Below are 20,397 nucleotides of genomic sequence, written 5' to 3' on the forward strand. Positions count from 1 at the left end.
TACAACAAGGCAACCGAAATCACCCCGGGCACGGTGTCCGACACCCTAGTTCCCGGGGAGACGAAGTTCTACCGCATGAACGTCGATTGGGGCCAGCGCCCCCTCGCGGAAGTGGAATTCGACAAGAAGCAGACTGATTCCTACCGCTCCGGCCAAGTCTTCGTCGCCTCGCCACGACGCACCCACACGTCTTATTCGAATGCGGAATCCTTGGACGATGACATTCCCGTCACTGCACGCGCTGTGAGTACGCCGTACGTCTTCTACCGCAACCGCGAAGGATCCACGTCGCAGGATGAAGCCGCGGATGCCGGTCAGTGGTACGTCATGGTCACCCTTGATGGAGGTAATGAGAACGGAAAGCAGGATATGGACATCGAGTTCCGCCTGTCGACTGCTTTGGACGGCGAAAAGGTCGATGGACCGGAGTGGCGTCAAACCCTCGAGCCCGGACCGGCACCCTCTGCCGAGCCATCCAGCGACAACGACGGGGGCGCCGGCAATTCCAGCGCCAACCCCGACGTGCGCGCCGAGGACGTCGACAATGCATCCCAGAACAACACGATCCTGTTAATCGGCCTGGGACTCCTGGCTATCGTCCTAATCATCGTCGTGGCGGTCCTCGTCGCCGGGCGCCGCAATTAACTAGCACGTCAGTAGACTAACGGGGGTGAGTACTCATTCCCGCTGGCAAGAACTCGCTGACCAGGTGCGTCATCACCGGCAGCTCTACTACTACGGCGACCCGGAGATCTCGGACGCGGACTTCGACGCACTGCTGCAGGAGCTCAAAGACCTGGAGCAAGCCCACCCCGAAGTTGTCACCGGCCCATCCCCCACCACAGAAGTCGCCCCGGCCCCGCCCACCAGCAGCCCGTTCCGCAACGTCGACCACCGCGAACAAATGCTCAGTCTGGATAACGTCTTCGATACAGAGCAACTCGCCGGCTGGCTGGACCGCACCCCCGCGAAGACATATCTGACGGAGCTGAAGATCGACGGGGCGTCCATAAACCTCCTTTACATCGACGGAAAGCTGGAACTCGCGCTGACCCGCGGCGACGGTACAACGGGCGAGGACATCACGCACAACGCGCGCACGCTCGACGACATCCCGGATACCCTCCACGGCACCGACGAGTTCCCCGTACCCGCCCTGGTGGAAATCCGCGGCGAGGTGTTCATCGACGTCGAGGACTTCGCCACCATGAATGCCCAGCGCCAGGCCGAGGGGCTGAAGATGTTCGCCAACCCTCGTAACGCTGCGGCTGGCGCGATGCGGCAGAAGAACTCCGCGGACACGGCCAAGCGCCCGCTGAAGTTGATCTGCCACGGTATCGGCGCGCGTGAGGGCTTCTCCCCTGCTTCCCAGCACGATGCGTATCGCGCGATTGCCGCGTGGGGGCTGCCGGTTAGCCCGTACACCAAGCAGGTTCACTCCGCTAAGGAGGTCCAGCAGCAGGTCGAGTACTGGGGTGAGCACCGCCACGACGCGGCGCACGAGATGGACGGGCTGGTCGTCAAGGTCGATTCCCTGGAAGAGCAGCTGGAGCTGGGGCACACCAGCCGCGCCCCGCGCTGGGCGATCGCGTACAAGTACCCGCCGGAAGAGGCGATGACCACGCTGCACAACATCCGCGTCGGCATCGGCCGGACGGGCCGTGCTACGCCGTATGCCGTCATGGCGCCGAAGTACGTCGCGGGCTCCACGGTTTCGATGGCCACGCTGCACAATCCCACGGAGGCGCACCGCAAGGGCGTGATGCTGGGCGATACGATCACTATCCGCAAGGCCGGCGAGGTTATCCCGGAGGTACTGGGCCCGGTCGAGGACAAGCGCACGGGTGCGGAGCGGCCTTTCCTGTTCTCGACGTTCTGCCCCGAGTGCGGCACCCGGTTGGCTCCTTCGAAGGTTGGGGACGCCGACTGGCGCTGCCCCAACACTCAATACTGTCCTGGCCAGTTGCATACCCGCTTGACGTACCTGGCTTCCCGCAAGGCGTTTGATATCGACGCGTTGGGGGAAAAGGGTGCTTATGATCTGATCCATTCCGGGGTGTTGGCCGACGAGTCGGAGCTGTTCGACCTCAGCGCGGAGGATCTGGAAAAGACCAGTTCGTATGCGAAGAAAGCCGGGAAGCTGAATAAGTCCGGCGAGACTTTGCTGGAGAAGTTGCAGTCCGCGAAGGAGGCGGACCTGTGGCGGGTGCTGGTTGCGCTTTCTATCCGGCACGTTGGGCCGACTGCAGCGAAGGCTTTGGCGAAGCACTTCGAGTCGGTAGAGGACATCGCTTCTGCCACGGTGGAGGACATGGCCGGCATCGACGGTGTGGGTGAGACGATCGCGGAGTCGATCTCCGCGTGGTTCGCGGTGGATTGGCATCGCCGGATCGTAGACCGCTGGACGGCTGCTGGCGTGCGAATGCGCCAGGAGGTCGGGGACGCTTCCGGCGCAGAGGACGGTGTGGATTCCACACTGTTGGAGGGCCTGACGATCGTGGTCACCGGCTCACTGGAGGATTTCGACCGGACGGCCGCGAAGGAGGCCATCGAGGCTCGCGGCGGCAAAGCTGCGGGCAGCGTGTCGAAGAAGACGGACTTCCTGGTGGCTGGCGAAAAGGCTGGCTCCAAGCTGAAGAAGGCCGAGAACCTGGGCGTGCCGGTGCTGGACGAGGCAGGCTTCAAGGAGCTGCTGGAACACGGCGCGAACCAAACAGAGTAGAGAGGCAGGATCGAATGACTGAGACCACAGCACTTTCCCTCCCGGAGATCGGGCTCGGCACGTACAAGATGCAAGGCCAGGCGGGCGCGAACTCCGTGGCCGCGGGCATCCGCGCGGGCTACCGACTGATTGACACGGCCTACAACTACGAAAACGAGGGCGCGGTAGGCGCGGGCGTCCGCACGGCGACTGGTTCCCCAGCGCCCGGAACCGCGGGCGCACCTGACGCCGCGGACCCCGCCAGAGCGATCTCTCGCGACGAGGTGATCGTCACTTCCAAGCTGCCCGGCCGCTACCAGCGCCACGAAGACGCTGTCGCATCCGTCGAAGAATCCCTTTTCCGCCTGGGCCTGGACCGCATCGACCTGCACCTCATCCACTGGCCGAATCCCAAGCAGGGTCTCTACGTGGAGGCCTTTGAAACGCTGCTGGAGCTGCGGGAACGCGGGCTGATCCGCCATGTGGGCGTGTGCAATTTTCTCCCCGAGCACCTGGAGGCCGTCCACGCCGCCACCGGCGAGTACCCGGTCGTCAACCAGATTGAGCTGCACCCGCACTTCCCGCAGGCCGAGGCCGTCGCGGCCCACCGCGAACTGGGCATCGTGACGCAAGCCTGGTCGCCCCTGTTGCGTGGCGCGGTTCTGGAGGAGCCGGTCATTGCTGAAGTTGCGGACGCCCACTCCGCAACTCCTGGCCAGGTCGTTCTAGCGTGGCACCGCGGCCGCGGGGTGTTGGCGATCCCGAAGGCTTCCTCGGCGGACCGGCAGCGCGAGAACTTGGAGTCGTTGGATATCACCCTGAGTGACGCGGAGATCGAGGCGATCACCGCGCTGGGCCGCCCGGACGGGCGCCGGAAGAACCAGGACCCGGCGGTCTACGAGGAGTTCTAGCGGGACTGGCCAGCGCCGCGCTCAGCCGCGCCGGGCCAGCGCCGCGCTCAGCCGCGCCGGGTCTGTGCCGTGGTCAGGCGCGCTTAGTCGCTGCCGGCGTGCGCTCGCAAGGTATCAATTGCGCCAGAGCAGCGCCGCCGCGTGGCGGGCACGAGCTGCAGCCACGGAGGACTGCGCCGCGGTGCGCTTGCCCTCGGACACCACGATGTCCACCATCCCCGGCAGTTCATCGGCGGGCAGAGTCCACTGCGTCCACTGGCGCAGAACGGCGCGGGCGATCTCGCCCGCGGCGGACTCCACGTTGGCATTCCCCTGGTCAGTATTCACCGCCCAGCTGATTCCCTGCCCGCGTCCGATCATCCCGCCGACCAGGTCTTTTCCGCTGACTGTCCGCAACTGATCCGCGGGCACCACGATGCGGTGGAAGCCGGGCGCGTGCGAGAGGGCGTCATCGATAAAAGACCCCGTATCCAGCACCACCGGGCGCGCGACCTGCTGCTGGAAGCGCTGCCACACCCCGTAGATGAACTCGCGGTCGACGGCGGGGATCGTGTCGAAGCGGGTGGCGCCGGGCAGGCCGCCCATGACCTCGCGGACGCGCGGCTCGTGGAGTGCAATGATGACCTCGCAGCCGAGAGCCGCCGACAACGCGCCGGCGACCTGCTCTATGCCAAAGCCCAGGTGCAGCGCGCAGTCCTTAAACGCCGGGCGGTCGCGCAGCACGGGGTGGCCGCGGAACTCCACCTCCGCGCCAAAGGTCCAGGGTCCGGTGACGTGCAACATCAGGCGCTCGACTTTGCCCGCCAGCAGCTCCTCGGCGGCATCCGTGGCCTCGCGAACCCAGCCGTCCATGCGGCGAGATTCCAGGCTCGGGTGGGCCGTCAGCTCCCACCCGCGCGGATTAGCGCGGATCGGCAGCTGCGCGAAGCTGGCCGTCAGCGCCGTGAGATCCCCCGCCTTTCCACAGCGCGGGAACGACAATACCGGCGGCGCGCCCGTGTCCTCGTCCACGTCGCAGGTGCGGGTCAGCGCGGACTGGATCGCGGCGCGCACCTCCGCGTGATCCGTGACGGTGTTCTCCCACCAGCCCAGTCGCTCGATCGGCTCCGGCTGCGCGGTGTCTCTTGCCATCGCCGTACTACGCCTCTGCTGGCGTTGCGAGCTCGCCCGTATTGCCAGCAGCTCCGGCGTCGTCCCACGGCGCGGTAGCGCGGATGGTTCCGCTGCCCAGCAGGATGTCACCGTCGGCGTCTGGCTGGTACACCACGGCGGCCTGCCCGCGCGCCACGCCTTGCAGCGGCTCGTGCAGGTCGAGCTCTAGGCGCCACGGGCTCTCGCCCTCCTTCTTGACGCGCCCCGCCGGCGTAGTCCCCTCCGGGTCGTCCACCAGCCGCGCGGTGGCGGGCACTACCCCACCGTGGGCGCGCACCTGGACCTCGCACTCAAATTCGCGGCCGTGTACGGCAGGGTCCAGGCGCTTCAGCCGGTCGGCCGTGATCCCGCCGACGCGTAGGTCGTCGCGCTGACCGATAGTCACGGTGCCCGTGGCGGCGTCAATATCCGTCACATAGCGCGGCTTGCCGTCCAGGCCTTCACGCGGCAGCCCCAACCCCTTGCGCTGGCCGATGGTGAAGCCGTATACCCCGTCGTGCTCCGCGACGGTCGACCCGTCCTGGTCCTTCATCAGCCCCGGCCGCAGGCCGATCTTTTTGCCCAGGAACGCCTGCGTCTGCCCGTCGGGGATGAAGCAAATGTCGTGGGAATCCGGCTTGGAGGCCACGCCGAATCCGCGGTCCTTCGCCTCTTCGCGAATCTCCGGCTTGATCGTGTCGCCGACCGGGAACATACAGTGCGCTAGCTGTTCGTCGGTCAGCACGCCTAGCACATACGACTGATCCTTGTTCGCGTCCACGCCGCGGCGCATCACGCCGTCGTGCAGGCGGGCGTAGTGGCCCGTCACCACCGCATCGAACCCCAGCGCGATGGAACGGTCCAGCAACGCCTCGAACTTGATTTTCTCGTTGCAGCGCAGGCACGGGTTGGGTGTCTCGCCGATGGCGTAGGAATCCACGAAGTCGTCGATCACGTCGGCTTTGAAGCGGTCGGAGAAGTCCCACACGTAGAACGGAATCCCCAGCTTGTCGGCCACGCGGCGCGCGTCCGCGGAGTCCTCCAGGGAGCAGCACCCGCGCGAGCCCGCCCGCACGGCCTCGGGAGACTGGGATAGCGCCAGGTGTACGCCGATCACTTCGTGTCCGGCTTCGAGCGCTCGGGAGGCCGCCACGGCGGAATCCACACCGCCACTCATTGCTGCTACTACTCGCATGTTTGGCACCCTACTCGGGTACCCGCCGGTTAGGCCATTCCGGCGGCGCGGGCCTGTTCGACCACGCGCGGGAGGATGCCCGCCAGATACCCGACTTCTTCGTCGGTGATGTCCGCGCCCAGGGTTATCCGCAGCGCTCCCCGGGCAACATCCACCGGTACGCCCATGGCGGTCAGCACGTGGCTGGCGCGGTTCACCCCGGCGCTGCAGGCAGAGCCTGTCGATGCGTCCACCCCGGCGGCGTCCAAAAGCATGATCAGCGAGTCTCCCTCCGCGCCGGGGAAGCTCATGTGCAGGTGCCCGGGCAGCGCGCCAACCTCGGGAGTCCAGATCCGCACACCGTCGATGCCTTGCGCCGCCGCCCGTAGCGTCTCGCGCGCCACGCGCATTCTGGCGGTTGCTTGTTCTAGCTCTTTTATTGATGACGCCAGCGCCGCCGCACATCCCACCGCACCCTGCACGTTAACGGTGCCGGAGCGGAGCTTTCGCTCCTGGCCGCCTCCGCGCACGGGGCTTAAGATGTCCGCGTCTCGGCGGGCGAGCAGCAGGCCCGTGTTCTTCGGGCCGCCGAACTTGTGGGCGCTGGCGGCCAGTGTGGTGGCGCCAAGGGCGTGGAAGTCGACGGGGATGTGGCCGACGGCTTGCACTGCGTCGGTGTGGAAGGGCACGCCATTGTCGCGGGCGAAGCTGGCGAGAGTCTCCACCGGCTGTATCGCGCCGGTTTCGTTGTTGGCCCACATGCAGGTCATTAGCGCCAGGTCGCTGGGCGAGCCCGCGCCGCTTTCTAGACCGGCAATCCAGTCTTCGGCACGGATGCGACCGGCGGCGTCCACAGGAAGGACCGCGCATTCAAACCCCAGGTGGAGCGGCCCCGCGGTGAGCCAATCGACGGACTCGACCACGGCGGGGTGCTCAATGTCGGAGCTGGCGATCATGTGCGCGCCCCGGTGGGCCTTCGATCCAAACGCGAGCCCCTGGATGGCGATGTTGTCGGCCTCCGTTCCGGAGCCGGTGAAGATCACCTCAGCTGCATCCGCGCCGAGGAGTTCGGCGATTTGCTCGCGGGCGTCCTCGAGGCTGCGACGGGCATCGCGGCCGGTCTTGTACTGGCCTGCGGGGTTCAGCAGCTCCGCGGCGCGATCCATCGCCTCCTGTGCTTCGGGCCGCAAGGCCTGGGACGCCGCGTTGTCCACGTACAGGCGTCCCTGCGCAGCTGCTCCGCCGGGTTCCGCGCCACCAGTACCTGCGCCGCCCGTCACATCAGCCGACGTGCCGGGCGCCGGGCTCTTCGCTGCGTGGTTTTCCATGTTCACGTCCCCTACCCTACTTCCCTCGACGCAAAGACAAGGGGACAGCCGGATCGAAAGATTCCGGATCTAACACTTCTAACAAGCCCACCAGAATCTAACAGATCTAACAAAAACGCCAGGCTTTTCACTATGGTGTGAGGCATGTCCGAACCCTCATACCAAGCCACCGTACCCGGCCCGCGCAACCCCTTCCGCCCCAGCTTCGGCACGTCGCCGTACTACCTGGCGGGCAGAGCGGAGCTGCTGCAGGATTTCGAGCTCAGCCTCGCCGAGGGCCCCGGCTCCCCGCACCGCACGATCTTGGCCAGTGGTCTACGTGGTGTGGGTAAAACGGTACTGCTCAACGAGATCGAGGACAAGGCCCGCACCCAGGGCTGGATCGTCCTGCGCGCCTACCCGAATAGCGACATGATCTCCGAGCTGGTCGAAACGACTATCCCCACCGCCATTACAAGTATCGAGCAGCCCCCGGAGCGCAAGCTCTCCGGGGCCTCCATAACCGGCGTGGGCAGCTTCCGCACGGAAGCGCACTCGCGGGCCGAGGAACTCCGCAGTGTGCCGACACTCATCACCCGCCTGCGCGAGCTCTCCGACGCGATCACGGGCGCCGGCATCCTCATCACCCTCGACGAGCTGCAATCCGCCGACCTCGACCAACTCCACCGACTGGCCACCGCGGTCCAGGACCTCATGCGCGACGAGCGCGACATTGCCCTGGTCTGCGCGGGCCTGCCTCACGGCGTGGACACGCTACTGCAGCACGAGGGCACCACGTTTCTCCGCCGCGCCTTCCGCGTAGATCTCCACGCTGTACCCACCGAGGAAGTCTCGAAAACCCTCGCCATCACCGCCGCGGATTCTGGTCGCCCATTTACTGATGACGCCCTAGCCCGCGCCACCGACATGTGCCGCGGATACCCTTACCTCATCCAAGTGGTCGGCGCACTGTCCTGGGCGGCTGCCGGGATCGACAGTTCGGGCACCATCGAGGCCGCACACGTGGAAACTGCCTCCCAGCGGGCTATCGACCGCATGACTAGCCACGTTCACCGGCCCGCACTCAGCCGCCTGCCAGAAGGCGAAATGAACTTCCTCCGCGCGATGGCTGCGATTATTGCCGACGAGGGGGCGTCCGAACCAGAACCGGTAAGCACAGCAGCACCGGCAACGAGAGCTGTCAAGACTGGCGACATCGCCGCTCACCTGGGCGTGGAGCCGAGGGGCCTGTCCACCTGGCGTAGCCGCCTGATCACGCGCGACCTGATCGAGCCGGCGGGATTCGGCCATGTGCGTTTCACGCTGCCGTACATGGACGACTACATCCGGCAGCAGGACGCGTAGCGCCGAACGGGGCGAAAGAAAAACCGGCGCCCTCTCGCCAGCGTAAAGCTAAGCGAAAGGACGCCGGCTAATGGCTGCCACCCGCGCCAGTAGAGGCGACAGGGCGCCGGTTTAAGCCTAGGGCGAAGAACTACTTGCGGTTCTTCAGCTCCTCGGTAGCCTGCGGTGCAACGTTGAACAGGTCGCCAACAACACCGAAGTCTGCGATCTCGAAGATGGAAGCCTCTTCGTCCTTGTTCACAGCGACGATGGTCTTGGAGGTCTGCATACCAGCCTTGTGCTGGATAGCGCCGGAGATGCCCAGTGCGATGTACAGGTTCGGGGAGACCGTAACACCGGTCTGACCGACCTGGAACTTGCCCGGGTAGTAGTCGGCGTCCACAGCCGCACGGGAAGCACCAACAGCAGCGCCCATGACGTCGGCCAGCGGCTCGACAACGTCGGTGAAGCCCTCCGGGCCGCCCACGCCACGACCACCGGAAACCACAATGTTGGCCTCGGTCAGCTCCGGACGATCGCCGGCCTCAGCCGGTGCGAAGGAGGTGATGGAGACTGCGGTCGGGCCAGCAGCCGGCAGCTCAACCTGCTGGACGTTGCCAGCAGCAGCCTGCGGCTCCGGATCCAGGGAGCCCGGTGCCAGGGTGAAGACCGGGGAAGCGCCAGCGGCGGAAGCGGTAACGGTGTAAGCACCACCGAAGATGCTGATCTCAGCGGTCTTCTCAGCGGTGATGTTGTTGGTGTTGTACAGAACACCGGAAGCAACGCGGGCGCCAACACGGCCGGCAACCTCGTTGCCCGTTGCGGTAGCGGAGACGACAACCGGAACCTGCAGCTGCGCTGCCAGGCCGGACAGTGCGTCGACCTCCGGGGTGATCAGCAGGGACTCTGCCTGATCGGACTCTGCGGCGTAGATGGTCTCTGCGCCAGCCTCGGCCAGGGCGCCCTGCAGCTTCTCGGTGGTGCCGGGAGCGCCAACAACAACGGCGCCGACGGTGCCGAACACGCGTGCAGCGGTGATCAGCTCGACGGTGGAGTTCTTCAGCTGACCCTCACCGTGCTCAACCAGTACTAGTACGTTGGTCATGTCCTTAAATCCCTACTTCCCTTAAACCAGCTTTTCCTTGACCAGGAACTCGACCAGCTTCTTGCCGCCCTCGCCCTCGTCGTTGATGATCTCACCAGCCGACTTCGGCGGCTTCGGGGTGGAAGCAGAAACGGAGGTGGTGGCGTTTGCCAGGCCAACGTTTGCAGCGTCCACGCCGATCTCGCCCAGAGACAGCTCTTCGATGGTCTTCTTCTTGGCAGCCATGATGCCCTTGAAGGCAGCGAAGCGCGGGGTGTTGGACTTCTCAGTCACAGACACGATGGCCGGGGTCGGAGCCTCCAGGCCGAACACGCCCTCTTCGGTGACGCGCTTACCGGTGACCTTGCCACCCTCAACGTTCAGCTCTTCCATGTGGGTCAGAGCCGGGATCTGGCGGTACTCAGCCAGCAGACCCGGAACGGAGCCAGCGCCACCGTCGGTGGAGGCGTTACCGGCGATAATCAGCTCGATGTCCTCGATCTGGTTCAGAGCGTTGGACAGGGTCCATGCCGTGCCCAGTGCGTCGGAGCCAGCCAGGTTCTCGTCGACAACCAGCTTGGCTTCGTCGCAGCCCAGGGACAGTGCCTTGCGAAGCGCCTCGGTTGCGCGCTCCGGGCCGACGGACAGGACGATGACGTTACGGGAGCTGTCAGCTTCCTTCAGCTGCAGTGCAGCCTCCACAGCGTTTTCGTTGATTTCGTCCAGGACAGCGTCTGCGCTGTCGCGGTCGAGGGTGAAGTCATCGTCGGTGAGCTTGCGCTCGGAGTAGGTGTCCGGCACCTGCTTAACCAGAACAACGATGTTCGACATTCGTTGACCTTCCTGCTTGGGTATTGTGATTTGGCACCATAGTACCTACCACCGGGTGATCATCGCCACAACTTTCCTATATTGTTTTAGAACTACCCCCGCGAGCCGCAGCGCGCTCGGCAAATGTAGGCCACGGCCTTCGCCGCGCCGCCCTCACCGACGCGAGTAACCACCACAGAGAACGCGGAATCCGCCGCGCTGGCGCCACTGTGAGTAGCGCCCGCACTGCCCGCACCCTTCTTCAACTTCCACTTCTTCCGCAGCTCGTCCGGATCCACGTCCACGCCCCGCACGAGGATCTCCACGCTCTTCGCGCCCAGCCCCACCAACGCGGGTCGCGCCTTCTTCAGCGGCACCGCTTCTAGAACCTCAAACCCACGCACGCCCGCGGGCAGCTCGTCGCCGGTCAGATATGCGATGTGCGGGTCCAGCTGCCACAGCCCATGCCGCGCCGCGTATTGGCGCACCAGCCCGGCGCGAACGATGGCACCGTCGGGGTCCACGATGTAACGCCCTACCCCGCCCACACGGTCGGTCTCGGGTTCGTCGCTGCTCACTGTTTCTTTAACTGATGACGCCCCCATCACCACCGCCTGGCGCCCCCGCCCAAGGATGCCGGGTGAGTACAGGCAGGTCTCCTTAACTCCCCCATCGACGGACACGACCTCCACGTGTCCGTCGAACTCTGAGTAATCGATCCCCGGGGCACACTTGACCACCAAGTTGTCGTAGCAGTCCATGAGCTCCGGTAGTGGCGGCTGCAGATCCTCCAGTTTGGCGATGCGCCCCGAGGAGTTTCGCCGTGCCGGATCCGCCACGACCACACCGGATTTCTGGGCACCCGCGAACGCGAACGCCGGACGCAGCGCATCCATGCGCACCACCGGAACCTCCGGCACATTGAAACGCGCCATGCGCAGGCGCTGCTGGTCCAGGTCCCCGCCCAGCACGCGCAGCCCTGCTTCAGCCAGCGCATGCAACTCGGTGCCGATGCTGCAAGTGACGTCCACGGCCACTTCCACCCCGGCACCCTTCAGCGCTTCAGCGCGCCAGGCCGCCACGACCGGCGGGGTGGCCTGTTGAGTGGATTCGCTATCCATCAGCCAGTCCTCTGGCAGCTTTCCCGCCCGGCGGGCCTGTACTAGCTCCACCAGGGCGCGGGCGTGATCGCCGTGAGCTTTGCGCAGTTGGGAAAGATCCTGCACCAGTGACTTCTTGGTCAGCTGGTACGTGGTGGCGTCATTAATAAGGGGCGAGCCAGCGGCGCAATCGGCGAGCAGAAAAGACAGCTCGGCAGAAGAAAAGGCCATGTCCTATGCGCACCTACTGCTCGTAGGAATGGGGGCGGCTGGCGAAGGGGTTAGCGGGAAGGTCAGCTGGGTCGACCGCGAACTTCATGCCCGGCGCGAACTGGCGGGCGGGCGCGCCGTACATCTGCTGTTCCATCAGGTAGTACTCGGCCATGTACGGCTCGTCGACGGGTTCGGCCAACACCGGGTCGACGGAGAGGTTGGAAGAAAAATCCAGGACCTCCTCGACCGTGCGGAAGGTATCCAACAGCTTCAGCTGCGCCCACGTCGGCGGCATCAGGGAGATCTTGCGGGAGCGCCAACCATCCAACAGTGTGGAGGGGCGGAACCAACCCGTCGACGTCGCCTCGGGGGTGCCGGCGCTCGTCTGCTGGCCTTCCGGCATGGCGGCGACGAAGAAGGCCGTATCGTAGCGAATCGGCTGTTCCACCGGGGTGACCCAGTTGGCCCAGGGGCGCAGCAGATCGGAGCGCAGGACCAGGTCGTTGTTGCTCATGAAGTCGGAGAAGCTCAGCTGGTGGTTTTCCAGCAACTTGCGCTCTTTCTGGTAGGGGGTCGTGTCCTCCACCGGCGAGCCATCGCGGTGGGTGGCCAGCAACGTGCCGCTTTCCTCGAAGGTCTCACGCACCGCCGCACAAACCAGGGCGCGGGTCATGGATTCCGGCTTCTGCAGGCGCTTGGCCCACCACTTGACCTCCGCGCCCTGCCAGTTGATGGCCGGGGACATGTGGCCATCGCCGTCCACGTCACCCGGCATATCGCGGGAATCCACCCCGCCGCCTGGGAAAACCGTCATTTCTGCGCAGAACTTCATGGTCGAGGCGCGCTCCTGGACGTACACCTCGATCCCCGACAACGTATCGCGCAACAGAATCACCGTTGACGCGTGGCGTGGCTGCACTGGGCCCAAACGGTTTTCCTTCATGGGGCAGAGTCTACCGATCTTCCCGCTATTGATCTCCGCGCAAACGGTGGCTGCCCCGGCGGGTTCGGCTGCGGCGGGCGAACCAGCGGCCGTCCTCGTGCTTAACTTCGATTGGCTGGTGGAAGGTACGGGTCAGGTTCTCGCTGGTCATTACGTCTTCCAGGATTCCCTGGGCGACGACTTCCCCTTCGTCCAGCAGCAGCGCGTGGGTGAATCCCGGTGGGATTTCCTCTACGTGGTGGGTGATCATCACGATCGTCGGGGAGTCCGCGTCCGCCGCTAGATCGGACAGCAGCGCCACCAAGTCCTCGCGACTGCCGAGGTCCAGCCCCGCACCTGGCTCGTCCAGCAGCAGCAGTTCGGGGTCGTTCATCAAGGCGCGGGCGATCAGCACCCGCTTGCGTTCGCCCTCGCTGAGGGTCCGCCAGGTCTGTTCGGCCAGGTGGTAGGCGCCGACGCTTTCCAGGATTTCGATGGCGCGCTCGTAGTCCATCTCGTCGTAGTCTTCGCGCCAGCGGCCCATCACGTCGTAGCCGGCAGAGATGACGATGTCCGCGACCTTCTCCTCCCCCGGCACGCGCTGCGCCAGCGCGGAGGAACTCATGCCAATCGCGGTGCGCAACTCACGCAGATCCACCTTGCCCACTTGTTCGCCCACCAGCTTCACCGTGCCGGTGGTCGGGAACATCTGTGCCGAGGCCAGGCGCATGAGGGTGGTTTTGCCTGCACCGTTCGGGCCGACGATGATCCAGCGCTCGTCCAGCTCTACCTGCCAGTCCATCGGCGCCAGGATCGCCCGCCCGTCGCGTACGACGGATACGCCGCGCATGTTGATGATCAGGTCGTCTTCGTCGACCTGGGCGGTTGCCGGGGTGGAAATCAGGTTCGTCACATTGTCGCTCACTCCCCCATGGTGCCTCATAATCCGCGCGAAGTGTGCCAACAACATAGGCTTGCTGTGTAAGCACCAACACCAACTGCCTACGGATTCACCAACTGCCATTTGAAGGAGCTTCCCCCATGACCGGCCGCCTCGGCATCGACCACATCTCCCCCGTTATCTCCCACGGAGCTACCCCCGCCAAGGCCATCGTCGGCCAGGTCTTTCCGGTCAGCGCCAGCGTCTGGCGCGAGGGGCACGATGCTATATCTGCCCCCCTTGTCGTCCGCCGCCCCGCCGGCGCCGAGGGCGGTCGCGCGAAGATCACCATGTCGCCCGACCCTGATGACGTCGACCGTCGCCATGCCGTGTTCGTTCCTGATGTGCCGGGTATGTGGACCTTTCGTGTTGACGCCTGGTCGGATCCAGCCGCCACATGGTTCAACGCAATCACCAAGAAGGTAGCCGCGGGCCAGGATGCACAAGTCCTGGCGAACGATTTTGAGGTCGGCGCGCGGCTGTTCGAGCGGGCGTCGGAAAAAGCTTCCCGCAAGCACCGCGAGCTGGTGGCCTCCGTTCCGGGACAGCTGCGTGATGAATCCTTGAGCGTCACCGAACGCCTTGCCACCGCCCTGTCCGCGGAGGTGCGCGAAGCATTGGAGAAGCGCCCGCTACGCGACCTGCTGACCCGTGGCCCGGAGTTCCACGTGCTGGTGGAGGAAAAGACCGCTGGTGTGGGCGCGTGGTATGAGATGTTCCCCCGTTCCACCGGCGGTTGGGATGCCGAGGGCAACCCGGTGCACGGCACTTTCGCCACTGCAGCTGCCGACCTGCCGCGCATCGCGGGCATGGGCTTCGACGTGGTGTACCTGCCGCCGATCCACCCGATCGGCGAGATCAACCGTAAGGGCAAGAACAACACTCTGACCCCCACCCCGGAGGACGTCGGCTCACCGTGGGCTATCGGCTCCAAGGATGGCGGACACGAGGCCGTCCACCCGCGCCTGGGCACTGTCGCGGACTTCGAGGACTTCGTCGCGGCGGCCAACGACCAGGGGCTGAAGGTGGCCCTGGATCTGGCGCTGCAGTGCGCCCCCGACCACCCGTGGGCACAGCAACACCCAGAGTGGTTCACCGTACTGCCGGACGGCACCATCGCCTACGCGGAGAACCCGCCGAAGAAGTACCAGGACATCTACCCGCTGAACTTCGACAACGACCCCGAGGGGCTGTACCACGCAGTGCTGAAGGTCGTGCGCCTGTGGATCGGCCGCGGCGTGCGAATTTTCCGCGTGGATAATCCGCACACCAAGCCCGCGAATTTCTGGCAGTGGCTGATCGCCGAGATCCACGCCACCGACCCGGACGTGGTCTTCCTCTCCGAGGCCTTCACTCGCCCGGCGCGCCTGTACGGCCTGGCCAAGGCCGGTTTCACGCAGTCCTACAGCTACTTCACGTGGAAGACCACCAAGGCAGAACTGGAAGAGTTCGCCGGGGACATTGCCAACTACGCCGACGTATTCCGCCCGAACTTGTTCGTCAACACTCCGGACATTCTGCACGAATCCCTGCAGACCGGTGGCCGGGCGATGTTCGCCATCCGTGCCGCCCTGGCCTCCACCATGTCCCCACTGTGGGGCGTGTACTCCGGCTTTGAGATCTACGAATCCACGCCGGTCCACGCAGGTTCGGAAGAGTACCTGGACTCCGAGAAGTACGAGCTGCGCCCGCGCGACTACTCCGTCGACAACTGCGCTGAATGGATCAGGGATCTGAACCTGTGGCGTCAAGAAAACCCGGCACTACAGCAACAGCGCACCTTGCGCTTGCACGAAACAACGAGCGACGACCTCATCGCGTATTCGAAGGTCGACGGTGTGACCGGCAATGCGGTCCTGGTTGTGGTGAATCTGAACCCGAACGCGATCGTCGAGGGATCCGTGAACCTGGATACCGAGGCTCTTGGCCTGGGCAAGCCGGAAGACGCGCACTTCGAGGTCACCGACCTGCCGACCAACCAGACCTACACCTGGGGCGCCAACAACTACGTGCGACTGGACCCGGATTTCCAGGTGGCGCACATCTTCCGCCTGCCCACCCTTGGTGAGGGTGAGCGCGAGCGCGTATGCATGCGAGCCCAGGAAGAATACGATCCCCGCAGGTAGAATCGTCGGGTATGAACCACGATTACCACCGGCTCGCAGAACGTAGGCACCACGCTCCACACGATGTACTAGGAGCACACGACAACGGCGACGGAACCACCACCATCCGTACCGTGCAGTGCGGGGCGGAATCCGTGGCCGTACGCATCAACGGTGGCGAGCCTCTGCCGATGGCGCCGGCGGAGGAATACCCGGCGCTGTTCAGCGTGAACGTGGACTACTTCGTGGACACCTACACCTTCGAAGTCACCTGGGCTGGTGGCACTACTTCCACCCTGGAGGATCCCTACCGCCACCTGCCTACGGTTGGCGACCTGGATCGTTACCTCATCGGTGAGGGGCGCCACGAAGAGCTGTGGAAGGTACTCGGCGCGCACCCCGTGGACGGCGGCGTGGCGTTTTCCGTATGGGCACCGCACGCCGCGGGCGTGTCCGTGATCGGCGACTTCAACGGGTGGAACGCCAACCAACACCCCATGCGTGCGTTGGGCAGCAGCGGAATCTGGGAGCTGTGGCTTCCGGAGGTGGGCGCCGGTGCCCGCTACAAGTTCTCCATCACCACCGGTGACGGCGTGCGTCTAGATAAGGCCGATCCGATGGCGCGCCTGGCCGAGCCCGCCCCCGCTACTGCCTCCATCGTGGTGGCCGACGGCGAGTTCGCCTGGTCCGACGACGAATGGATGGCTCACCGCGCTGCGACCGGCGTTGACGAGACCATGAGCATCTACGAGATGCACCTGGGCAGCTGGCGCAAGGGGCTCAGCTACCGGGACCTGGCCGTGGAGCTGGTGGAATACGTACAGAACCTGGGTTACACCCACGTAGAGCTGATGGGTGTGTCCGAGCACCCCTTCGAACCCTCGTGGGGCTACCAGGTCACCAGCTACTACGCGCCGAACAACCGCTATGGCGGGCCGGACGATCTGCGCTACCTGATCGATTCCCTGCACCGCGCCGGCATCGGCGTGATCATGGACTGGGTTCCGGGCCACTTCCCCAAGGACGGCTGGGCGTTGGGCCGCTTCGACGGCGAGGCCTGCTACGAGCATCCCGATCCCCGCCGCGGCGAGCAGCCGGACTGGGGCACCTACGTCTTCGATTTCGGCCGCAACGAGGTCCGCAACTTCCTGGTGGCCAACGCTTTGTACTGGTGCAAGGAGTTCCACATCGACGGCCTGCGCGTGGATGCCGTGGCCTCGATGCTGTATCTGGACTACTCCCGCGATGACTGGCTGCCCAACGAGTTCGGTGGCCGCGAGAACCTGGATGCCGTGGAGTTCCTGAAGGAAATGAATGCCACCGTGCACCGCGAATGCCCGGGCTCGCTGACGATCGCCGAAGAGTCGACTTCCTGGCCGGGCGTGACCGCCCCCACCCACGAGGGCGGCCTGGGATTCAGCCTGAAGTGGAATATGGGCTGGATGCACGACAGCCTGGAGTACATCCAGCGCGACCCGGCCTACCGCAGCTACCACCACAACGAGATCACGTTCTCCATGGTCTACGCCTACTCCGAGAACTATGTGCTGCCGATCAGCCACGACGAGGTCGTGCACGGCAAGGGCACCCTGTGGTCGCGCATGCCCGCCGGTTCCGCCTGGGACAAGGCCGCCATGGTGCGCAGCTACCTGGCTTTCATGTGGGCGCACCCGGGCAAGAAGCTGCTGTTCCAGGGACAGGAATGGGGGCAGACTAAGGAGTGGAACGAGTCCCGCGGCCTGGACTGGCAGGACATGGAAGGCTGGGAGGGCGAATACCACCGCGGCCTCAGCGCCCTGACTAGCCAGCTAAATAAGCTCTACCACTCCGAGCCCGCGCTGGGACAGGATCACTCCCCGGAGGGCTTCCAGTGGATCGCCAGCGACGATTCGACTAATAACGTTCTTTCCTTTATTCGACGCCACCGTGGGCGCGAACTGGCGTGCGTAGTTAACTTCTCGGGCACCACCCAGGAGAACTACCGCATCGGCCTGCCGCAGGCCGGAACGTGGCGCGAGGTACTGAATACGGACGATGTGCAGTACGAGGGCGCCGGGCGCGTCAGTGGTGATCTGCACACCGAAGACACCGGTTCGCACGGCATGGCCACTTCCGCCGTGCTGCAGATCCCGGCGCACTCCGCGCGCTGGTTCGTGCTGGAGGGCTAAGCCCGGCTCAGCACTCGCGGCCACGGCGGCGAGTGTCGCGCCTGAGGTGGCGAGCGTCAGCGCCGGTGCTTGCGCCGCCCGCGCGCCTGGCTGGCGCTGGCGTCTAGAACAGCGCGGAGGCCATGCGGGTGCGCCCGGCGATGACCTCCGGGTCCGCCGGGTCGAAAAGGCTGAATAGCTCGAGCAGGCGAGCCTTCGCCTGCTTTTTGTGATCCGCGCTTCCCTCGGCGGAGGGGCGCAGCTCCTCGATCAGCAGGTCGAAAGCCTGGGGCTTGTCCCCGGCCAGCAGCAGACGATCGGATTCCGCGAACTCGTCCCCGCCCGTGGACAGTCGCTGCATCAACAAGGCGTTGGCACGCGCCGCGCGGGCCTCGGCTACGAGCTCTTCGTCGGCCTGTGCGGGGTGGGCAAGGATGGCGTCATACTCCTCAATGGCGCCCGCATAGTCCTCTTGCTCTAGCTTCTCGGCGGCTGCAACCAAGCGGGGGTCGCCTGCGTCCGGATCTGGGTTAGCAGCGTCCGCGCCCGCACCAACGCCACCGCCGGTCGCGTTGGCCGGGTCCTCCTCCGGCGCCAGACCGCGCAGTTTGCCGTCTACAGCCTGCACGACCGCATCGACCCAGCCGTGCAGCTGGGCGGCGGGCTGGCCGCCCTCGAAGTTGGTCAGCGGGCGACCAGCGGCCAGCGCGATGACGGTCGGGATCGCCTGCACGCCGAAGGCCTGAGCAACCTCCGGGGTGGCATCCACATCCACATAGCGGAACAGCCACTTTGTGGGCGCCTGCTGGGACTCGGCCAGGTTGGTGAAGTCCTGGCGCATCTGCTCCGAAGCCTCCGAGCGGGCGGAGCCGAGCAACACCACCACCGGCACCTGGGTAGAGCGCACCACCAGGTCAAACTCGAAGTTTTCCGGGGTGATCGTACTAACGAAAGTCACAGGCCCTGCAGCGCCCGGGGCGCCTGCGTCCGCGCCTGCGCTCGGCTGGCCGGGTGCTCCCTGCGCCCGTGCAGTCTGAGCCGCCTGGGCCGCCTGAGCTTGTGCGGCCTGCGCCTGCGCGCGCTGCTCAGCTTGCTGCTTAACCGCACCCAGATCCACAGCCCCGGCCACGAAACGCGACGGAGGGATATTGGAAGGATTAGTCACCTTGAAGTGTCCTTTCTGCTTGGCAACCCACGCACCGCGCGGGCGAAAATGATCGCCGGTTTAAGGCCAAAGCTGGCTTCCTAGAAAAGCCGCAGCTCCGAGGAATCCGTTCCCCGCATTGCTTCATAGTCCAGGGTAACGCACCGGAAACCGCGGTCCTCCGCCAGTGTGCGGGCCTGCGGCTTGATCTCCTGCGCGGCGAACACGCCCTGCACCGGGGCTAGGAGTTCGTCGCGGTTCAACAGCTCCACGTAGCGGGTCAACTGCTCCACGCCGTCGATGCCACCGCGGCGCTTGATCTCCACCGCCACCGTGGCACCCGTCGAGTCCTTGGAAAGGATGTCCACCGGACCAATCGCCGTCGGGTACTCGCGGCGGACCAAAGAGAAGCCTTCGCCCAAAATCTCGATCTGCTCCGCCAGTAGCTCCTGCAGGTGCGCCTCCACGCCATCCTTAACCAGACCCGGGTCCTCCCCCAGGTCGTGCTCCGTATCTGAGAAGATCTCGAAGATCTGGATTCGCAGCTGCTCCCCCTTTGGATTCGTGACGATCCACAGCTGCTCGACCCCTTCGTTCTCTAGTTCCGAATACTCCGTAGGGGCGTCACCACCATCAAAAGAGTTAGCCTCGACAACCTCGAGGGAACACGGCGGCATCATCCAGTTGAGCGGTTTGTACGCGCGATCGTCGGCATGGATCGAAACGGAACCATCAGCCTTGATCAGGATCAAGCGATCGGCGGGAGGCAGGTGAGCCTCCAGACGACCAACGTAATCGACACAGCAGCGAGCAATGACTAAGCGCATGGTTGTTCAGCCTACGCTACTGCGGCCAACGGCGAATCAATGACGGGGTATGCGGCGCTCGGAGGGCGCGGATTCCAACCACGAAACCAGGGCAGTATCGCCGGAGCTATCCAGGGCGATCTCCCAGTGAGTACTGCGGTGAACGACCTCAACGACGTGGACGTGATCCTCTAGGAAAGCCGACTCGCGCGGCGTGATGTCTCGGCGGGACACGATGCTGGTGCCCAGGCGGGTCAACACAACGTCGGAGGCGGGGCGCAGGCTACGCAACTTATAGAACTTCGCGGCCTGGCCCGAATACTTCAAAATCCCGTGGCGCCAATGCCTGCCATCGGAATTCGGCAGGCGTCGCACAACCACGGGATAGCCCTGGGAACGCAGCGTAAAAAAGCGCCACAGCACGGCGATGACAACGAACAGCGCCACCGCCGCAAGGAAATACAACAACCACGCCATACATTTAACCTACAGGCATGGAGGGGTTTTAGATAAAGCAAAACGGATCTCGCTTAAGAATTAAGCGGGACCCGTTTTAAA

The 20,397-nt window shown here is 65.0% G+C and carries 16 protein-coding genes and 1 pseudogene; 6 read left to right on the top strand and 11 right to left on the bottom strand.

The window, feature by feature from the left end; genetic code table 11:
• The 3 genes and pseudogenes from HMPREF2678_RS10390 to HMPREF2678_RS07720 all read left to right on the top strand — a co-directional run.
• Window positions 1-645: pseudogene (locus HMPREF2678_RS10390) on the top strand (hypothetical protein); the annotation flags it as partial.
• A 25-nt stretch (window positions 646-670) separates the two neighbouring features.
• Window positions 671-2,722: an NAD-dependent DNA ligase LigA gene (ligA, locus tag HMPREF2678_RS07715; protein ID WP_070551858.1), complete on the top strand. Its 2,052-nt coding sequence runs from the start codon at window positions 671-673 to the stop codon at window positions 2,720-2,722.
• A 14-nt stretch (window positions 2,723-2,736) separates the two neighbouring features.
• Entirely contained in the window at window positions 2,737-3,612 is an 876-nt protein-coding gene (locus HMPREF2678_RS07720; RefSeq protein ID WP_070551860.1) for an aldo/keto reductase, read from the top strand.
• 114 nt (window positions 3,613-3,726) lie between these two features.
• On the opposite strand, the gene HMPREF2678_RS07725 is transcribed toward HMPREF2678_RS07720, so the two are convergent.
• From HMPREF2678_RS07725 to HMPREF2678_RS07735, 3 genes are read right to left on the bottom strand one after another with little or no spacing between them, the layout of a single operon-like run.
• Window positions 3,727-4,743 carry a uroporphyrinogen decarboxylase/cobalamine-independent methonine synthase family protein gene (locus HMPREF2678_RS07725; protein WP_070551862.1) on the bottom strand — a complete coding sequence of 339 codons (1,017 nt, stop codon included), beginning with the start codon at window positions 4,741-4,743 and terminating at the stop codon, window positions 3,727-3,729.
• A 7-nt stretch (window positions 4,744-4,750) separates the two neighbouring features.
• On the bottom strand, window positions 4,751-5,938 hold the full coding sequence (gene mnmA, locus HMPREF2678_RS07730) for a tRNA 2-thiouridine(34) synthase MnmA (RefSeq protein ID WP_034970847.1): 1,188 nt from the start codon (window positions 5,936-5,938) through the stop codon (window positions 4,751-4,753).
• A gap of 29 nt (window positions 5,939-5,967) precedes the next feature.
• Window positions 5,968-7,251: a cysteine desulfurase family protein gene (locus HMPREF2678_RS07735; protein ID WP_246817916.1), complete on the bottom strand. Its 1,284-nt coding sequence runs from the start codon at window positions 7,249-7,251 to the stop codon at window positions 5,968-5,970.
• A gap of 138 nt (window positions 7,252-7,389) precedes the next feature.
• Between HMPREF2678_RS07735 and HMPREF2678_RS07740 the strand changes: the two genes are divergently transcribed.
• Complete coding sequence (locus HMPREF2678_RS07740) at window positions 7,390-8,589, top strand: ATP-binding protein (protein ID WP_070551864.1); 1,200 nt, start codon at window positions 7,390-7,392, stop codon at window positions 8,587-8,589.
• Window positions 8,590-8,719: 130 nt separating this feature from the next.
• On the opposite strand, the gene HMPREF2678_RS07745 is transcribed toward HMPREF2678_RS07740, so the two are convergent.
• From HMPREF2678_RS07745 to HMPREF2678_RS07765, 5 genes are all read right to left on the bottom strand, one after another.
• The gene (locus tag HMPREF2678_RS07745; protein WP_070551866.1) at window positions 8,720-9,673 is read right to left on the bottom strand and encodes an electron transfer flavoprotein subunit alpha/FixB family protein; all 954 of its coding nucleotides are present in this window, start codon (window positions 9,671-9,673) and stop codon (window positions 8,720-8,722) included.
• 21 nt (window positions 9,674-9,694) lie between these two features.
• Window positions 9,695-10,483 (bottom strand): electron transfer flavoprotein subunit beta/FixA family protein, encoded by a 789-nt coding sequence (locus HMPREF2678_RS07750; protein ID WP_034970850.1) that lies wholly within the window; start codon window positions 10,481-10,483, stop codon window positions 9,695-9,697.
• 92 nt (window positions 10,484-10,575) lie between these two features.
• Window positions 10,576-11,793 (bottom strand): class I SAM-dependent methyltransferase, encoded by a 1,218-nt coding sequence (locus HMPREF2678_RS07755; protein WP_070551868.1) that lies wholly within the window; start codon window positions 11,791-11,793, stop codon window positions 10,576-10,578.
• Between the two features lie 13 nt (window positions 11,794-11,806).
• A complete protein-coding gene (locus tag HMPREF2678_RS07760; protein ID WP_070551870.1) occupies window positions 11,807-12,718 on the bottom strand; it encodes an NUDIX hydrolase in 912 nt (303 codons plus the stop codon).
• Window positions 12,719-12,743: 25 nt separating this feature from the next.
• Window positions 12,744-13,667: an ABC transporter ATP-binding protein gene (locus HMPREF2678_RS07765; protein WP_141747069.1), complete on the bottom strand. Its 924-nt coding sequence runs from the start codon at window positions 13,665-13,667 to the stop codon at window positions 12,744-12,746.
• A gap of 71 nt (window positions 13,668-13,738) precedes the next feature.
• Here HMPREF2678_RS07765 and HMPREF2678_RS07770 point away from each other — a divergent pair, with 71 nt between their 5' ends.
• Window positions 13,739-15,763: an alpha-1,4-glucan--maltose-1-phosphate maltosyltransferase gene (locus HMPREF2678_RS07770; protein ID WP_070551874.1), complete on the top strand. Its 2,025-nt coding sequence runs from the start codon at window positions 13,739-13,741 to the stop codon at window positions 15,761-15,763.
• Between the two features lie 11 nt (window positions 15,764-15,774).
• Window positions 15,775-17,910 carry a 1,4-alpha-glucan branching protein GlgB gene (gene glgB / locus HMPREF2678_RS07775; protein WP_083303445.1) on the top strand — a complete coding sequence of 712 codons (2,136 nt, stop codon included), beginning with the start codon at window positions 15,775-15,777 and terminating at the stop codon, window positions 17,908-17,910.
• A gap of 103 nt (window positions 17,911-18,013) precedes the next feature.
• On the opposite strand, the gene HMPREF2678_RS07780 is transcribed toward glgB, so the two are convergent.
• From HMPREF2678_RS07780 to HMPREF2678_RS07790, 3 genes are all read right to left on the bottom strand, one after another.
• Window positions 18,014-19,054, bottom strand: a complete 1,041-nt coding sequence (locus tag HMPREF2678_RS07780; RefSeq protein ID WP_070551881.1) for a tetratricopeptide repeat protein — start codon at window positions 19,052-19,054, stop codon at window positions 18,014-18,016.
• An 80-nt stretch (window positions 19,055-19,134) separates the two neighbouring features.
• Window positions 19,135-19,860, bottom strand: a complete 726-nt coding sequence (nucS, locus tag HMPREF2678_RS07785; RefSeq protein WP_034978427.1) for an endonuclease NucS — start codon at window positions 19,858-19,860, stop codon at window positions 19,135-19,137.
• A 36-nt stretch (window positions 19,861-19,896) separates the two neighbouring features.
• Window positions 19,897-20,316, bottom strand: a complete 420-nt coding sequence (locus HMPREF2678_RS07790; RefSeq protein ID WP_034970857.1) for a DUF2550 domain-containing protein — start codon at window positions 20,314-20,316, stop codon at window positions 19,897-19,899.
• Window positions 20,317-20,397: the final 81 nt, after the last annotated feature.

The sequence above is a fragment of the Corynebacterium sp. HMSC058E07 genome (assembly GCF_001809885.1).
GTDB classification, from domain to species: Bacteria; Actinomycetota; Actinomycetes; order Mycobacteriales; family Mycobacteriaceae; genus Corynebacterium; species Corynebacterium macclintockiae.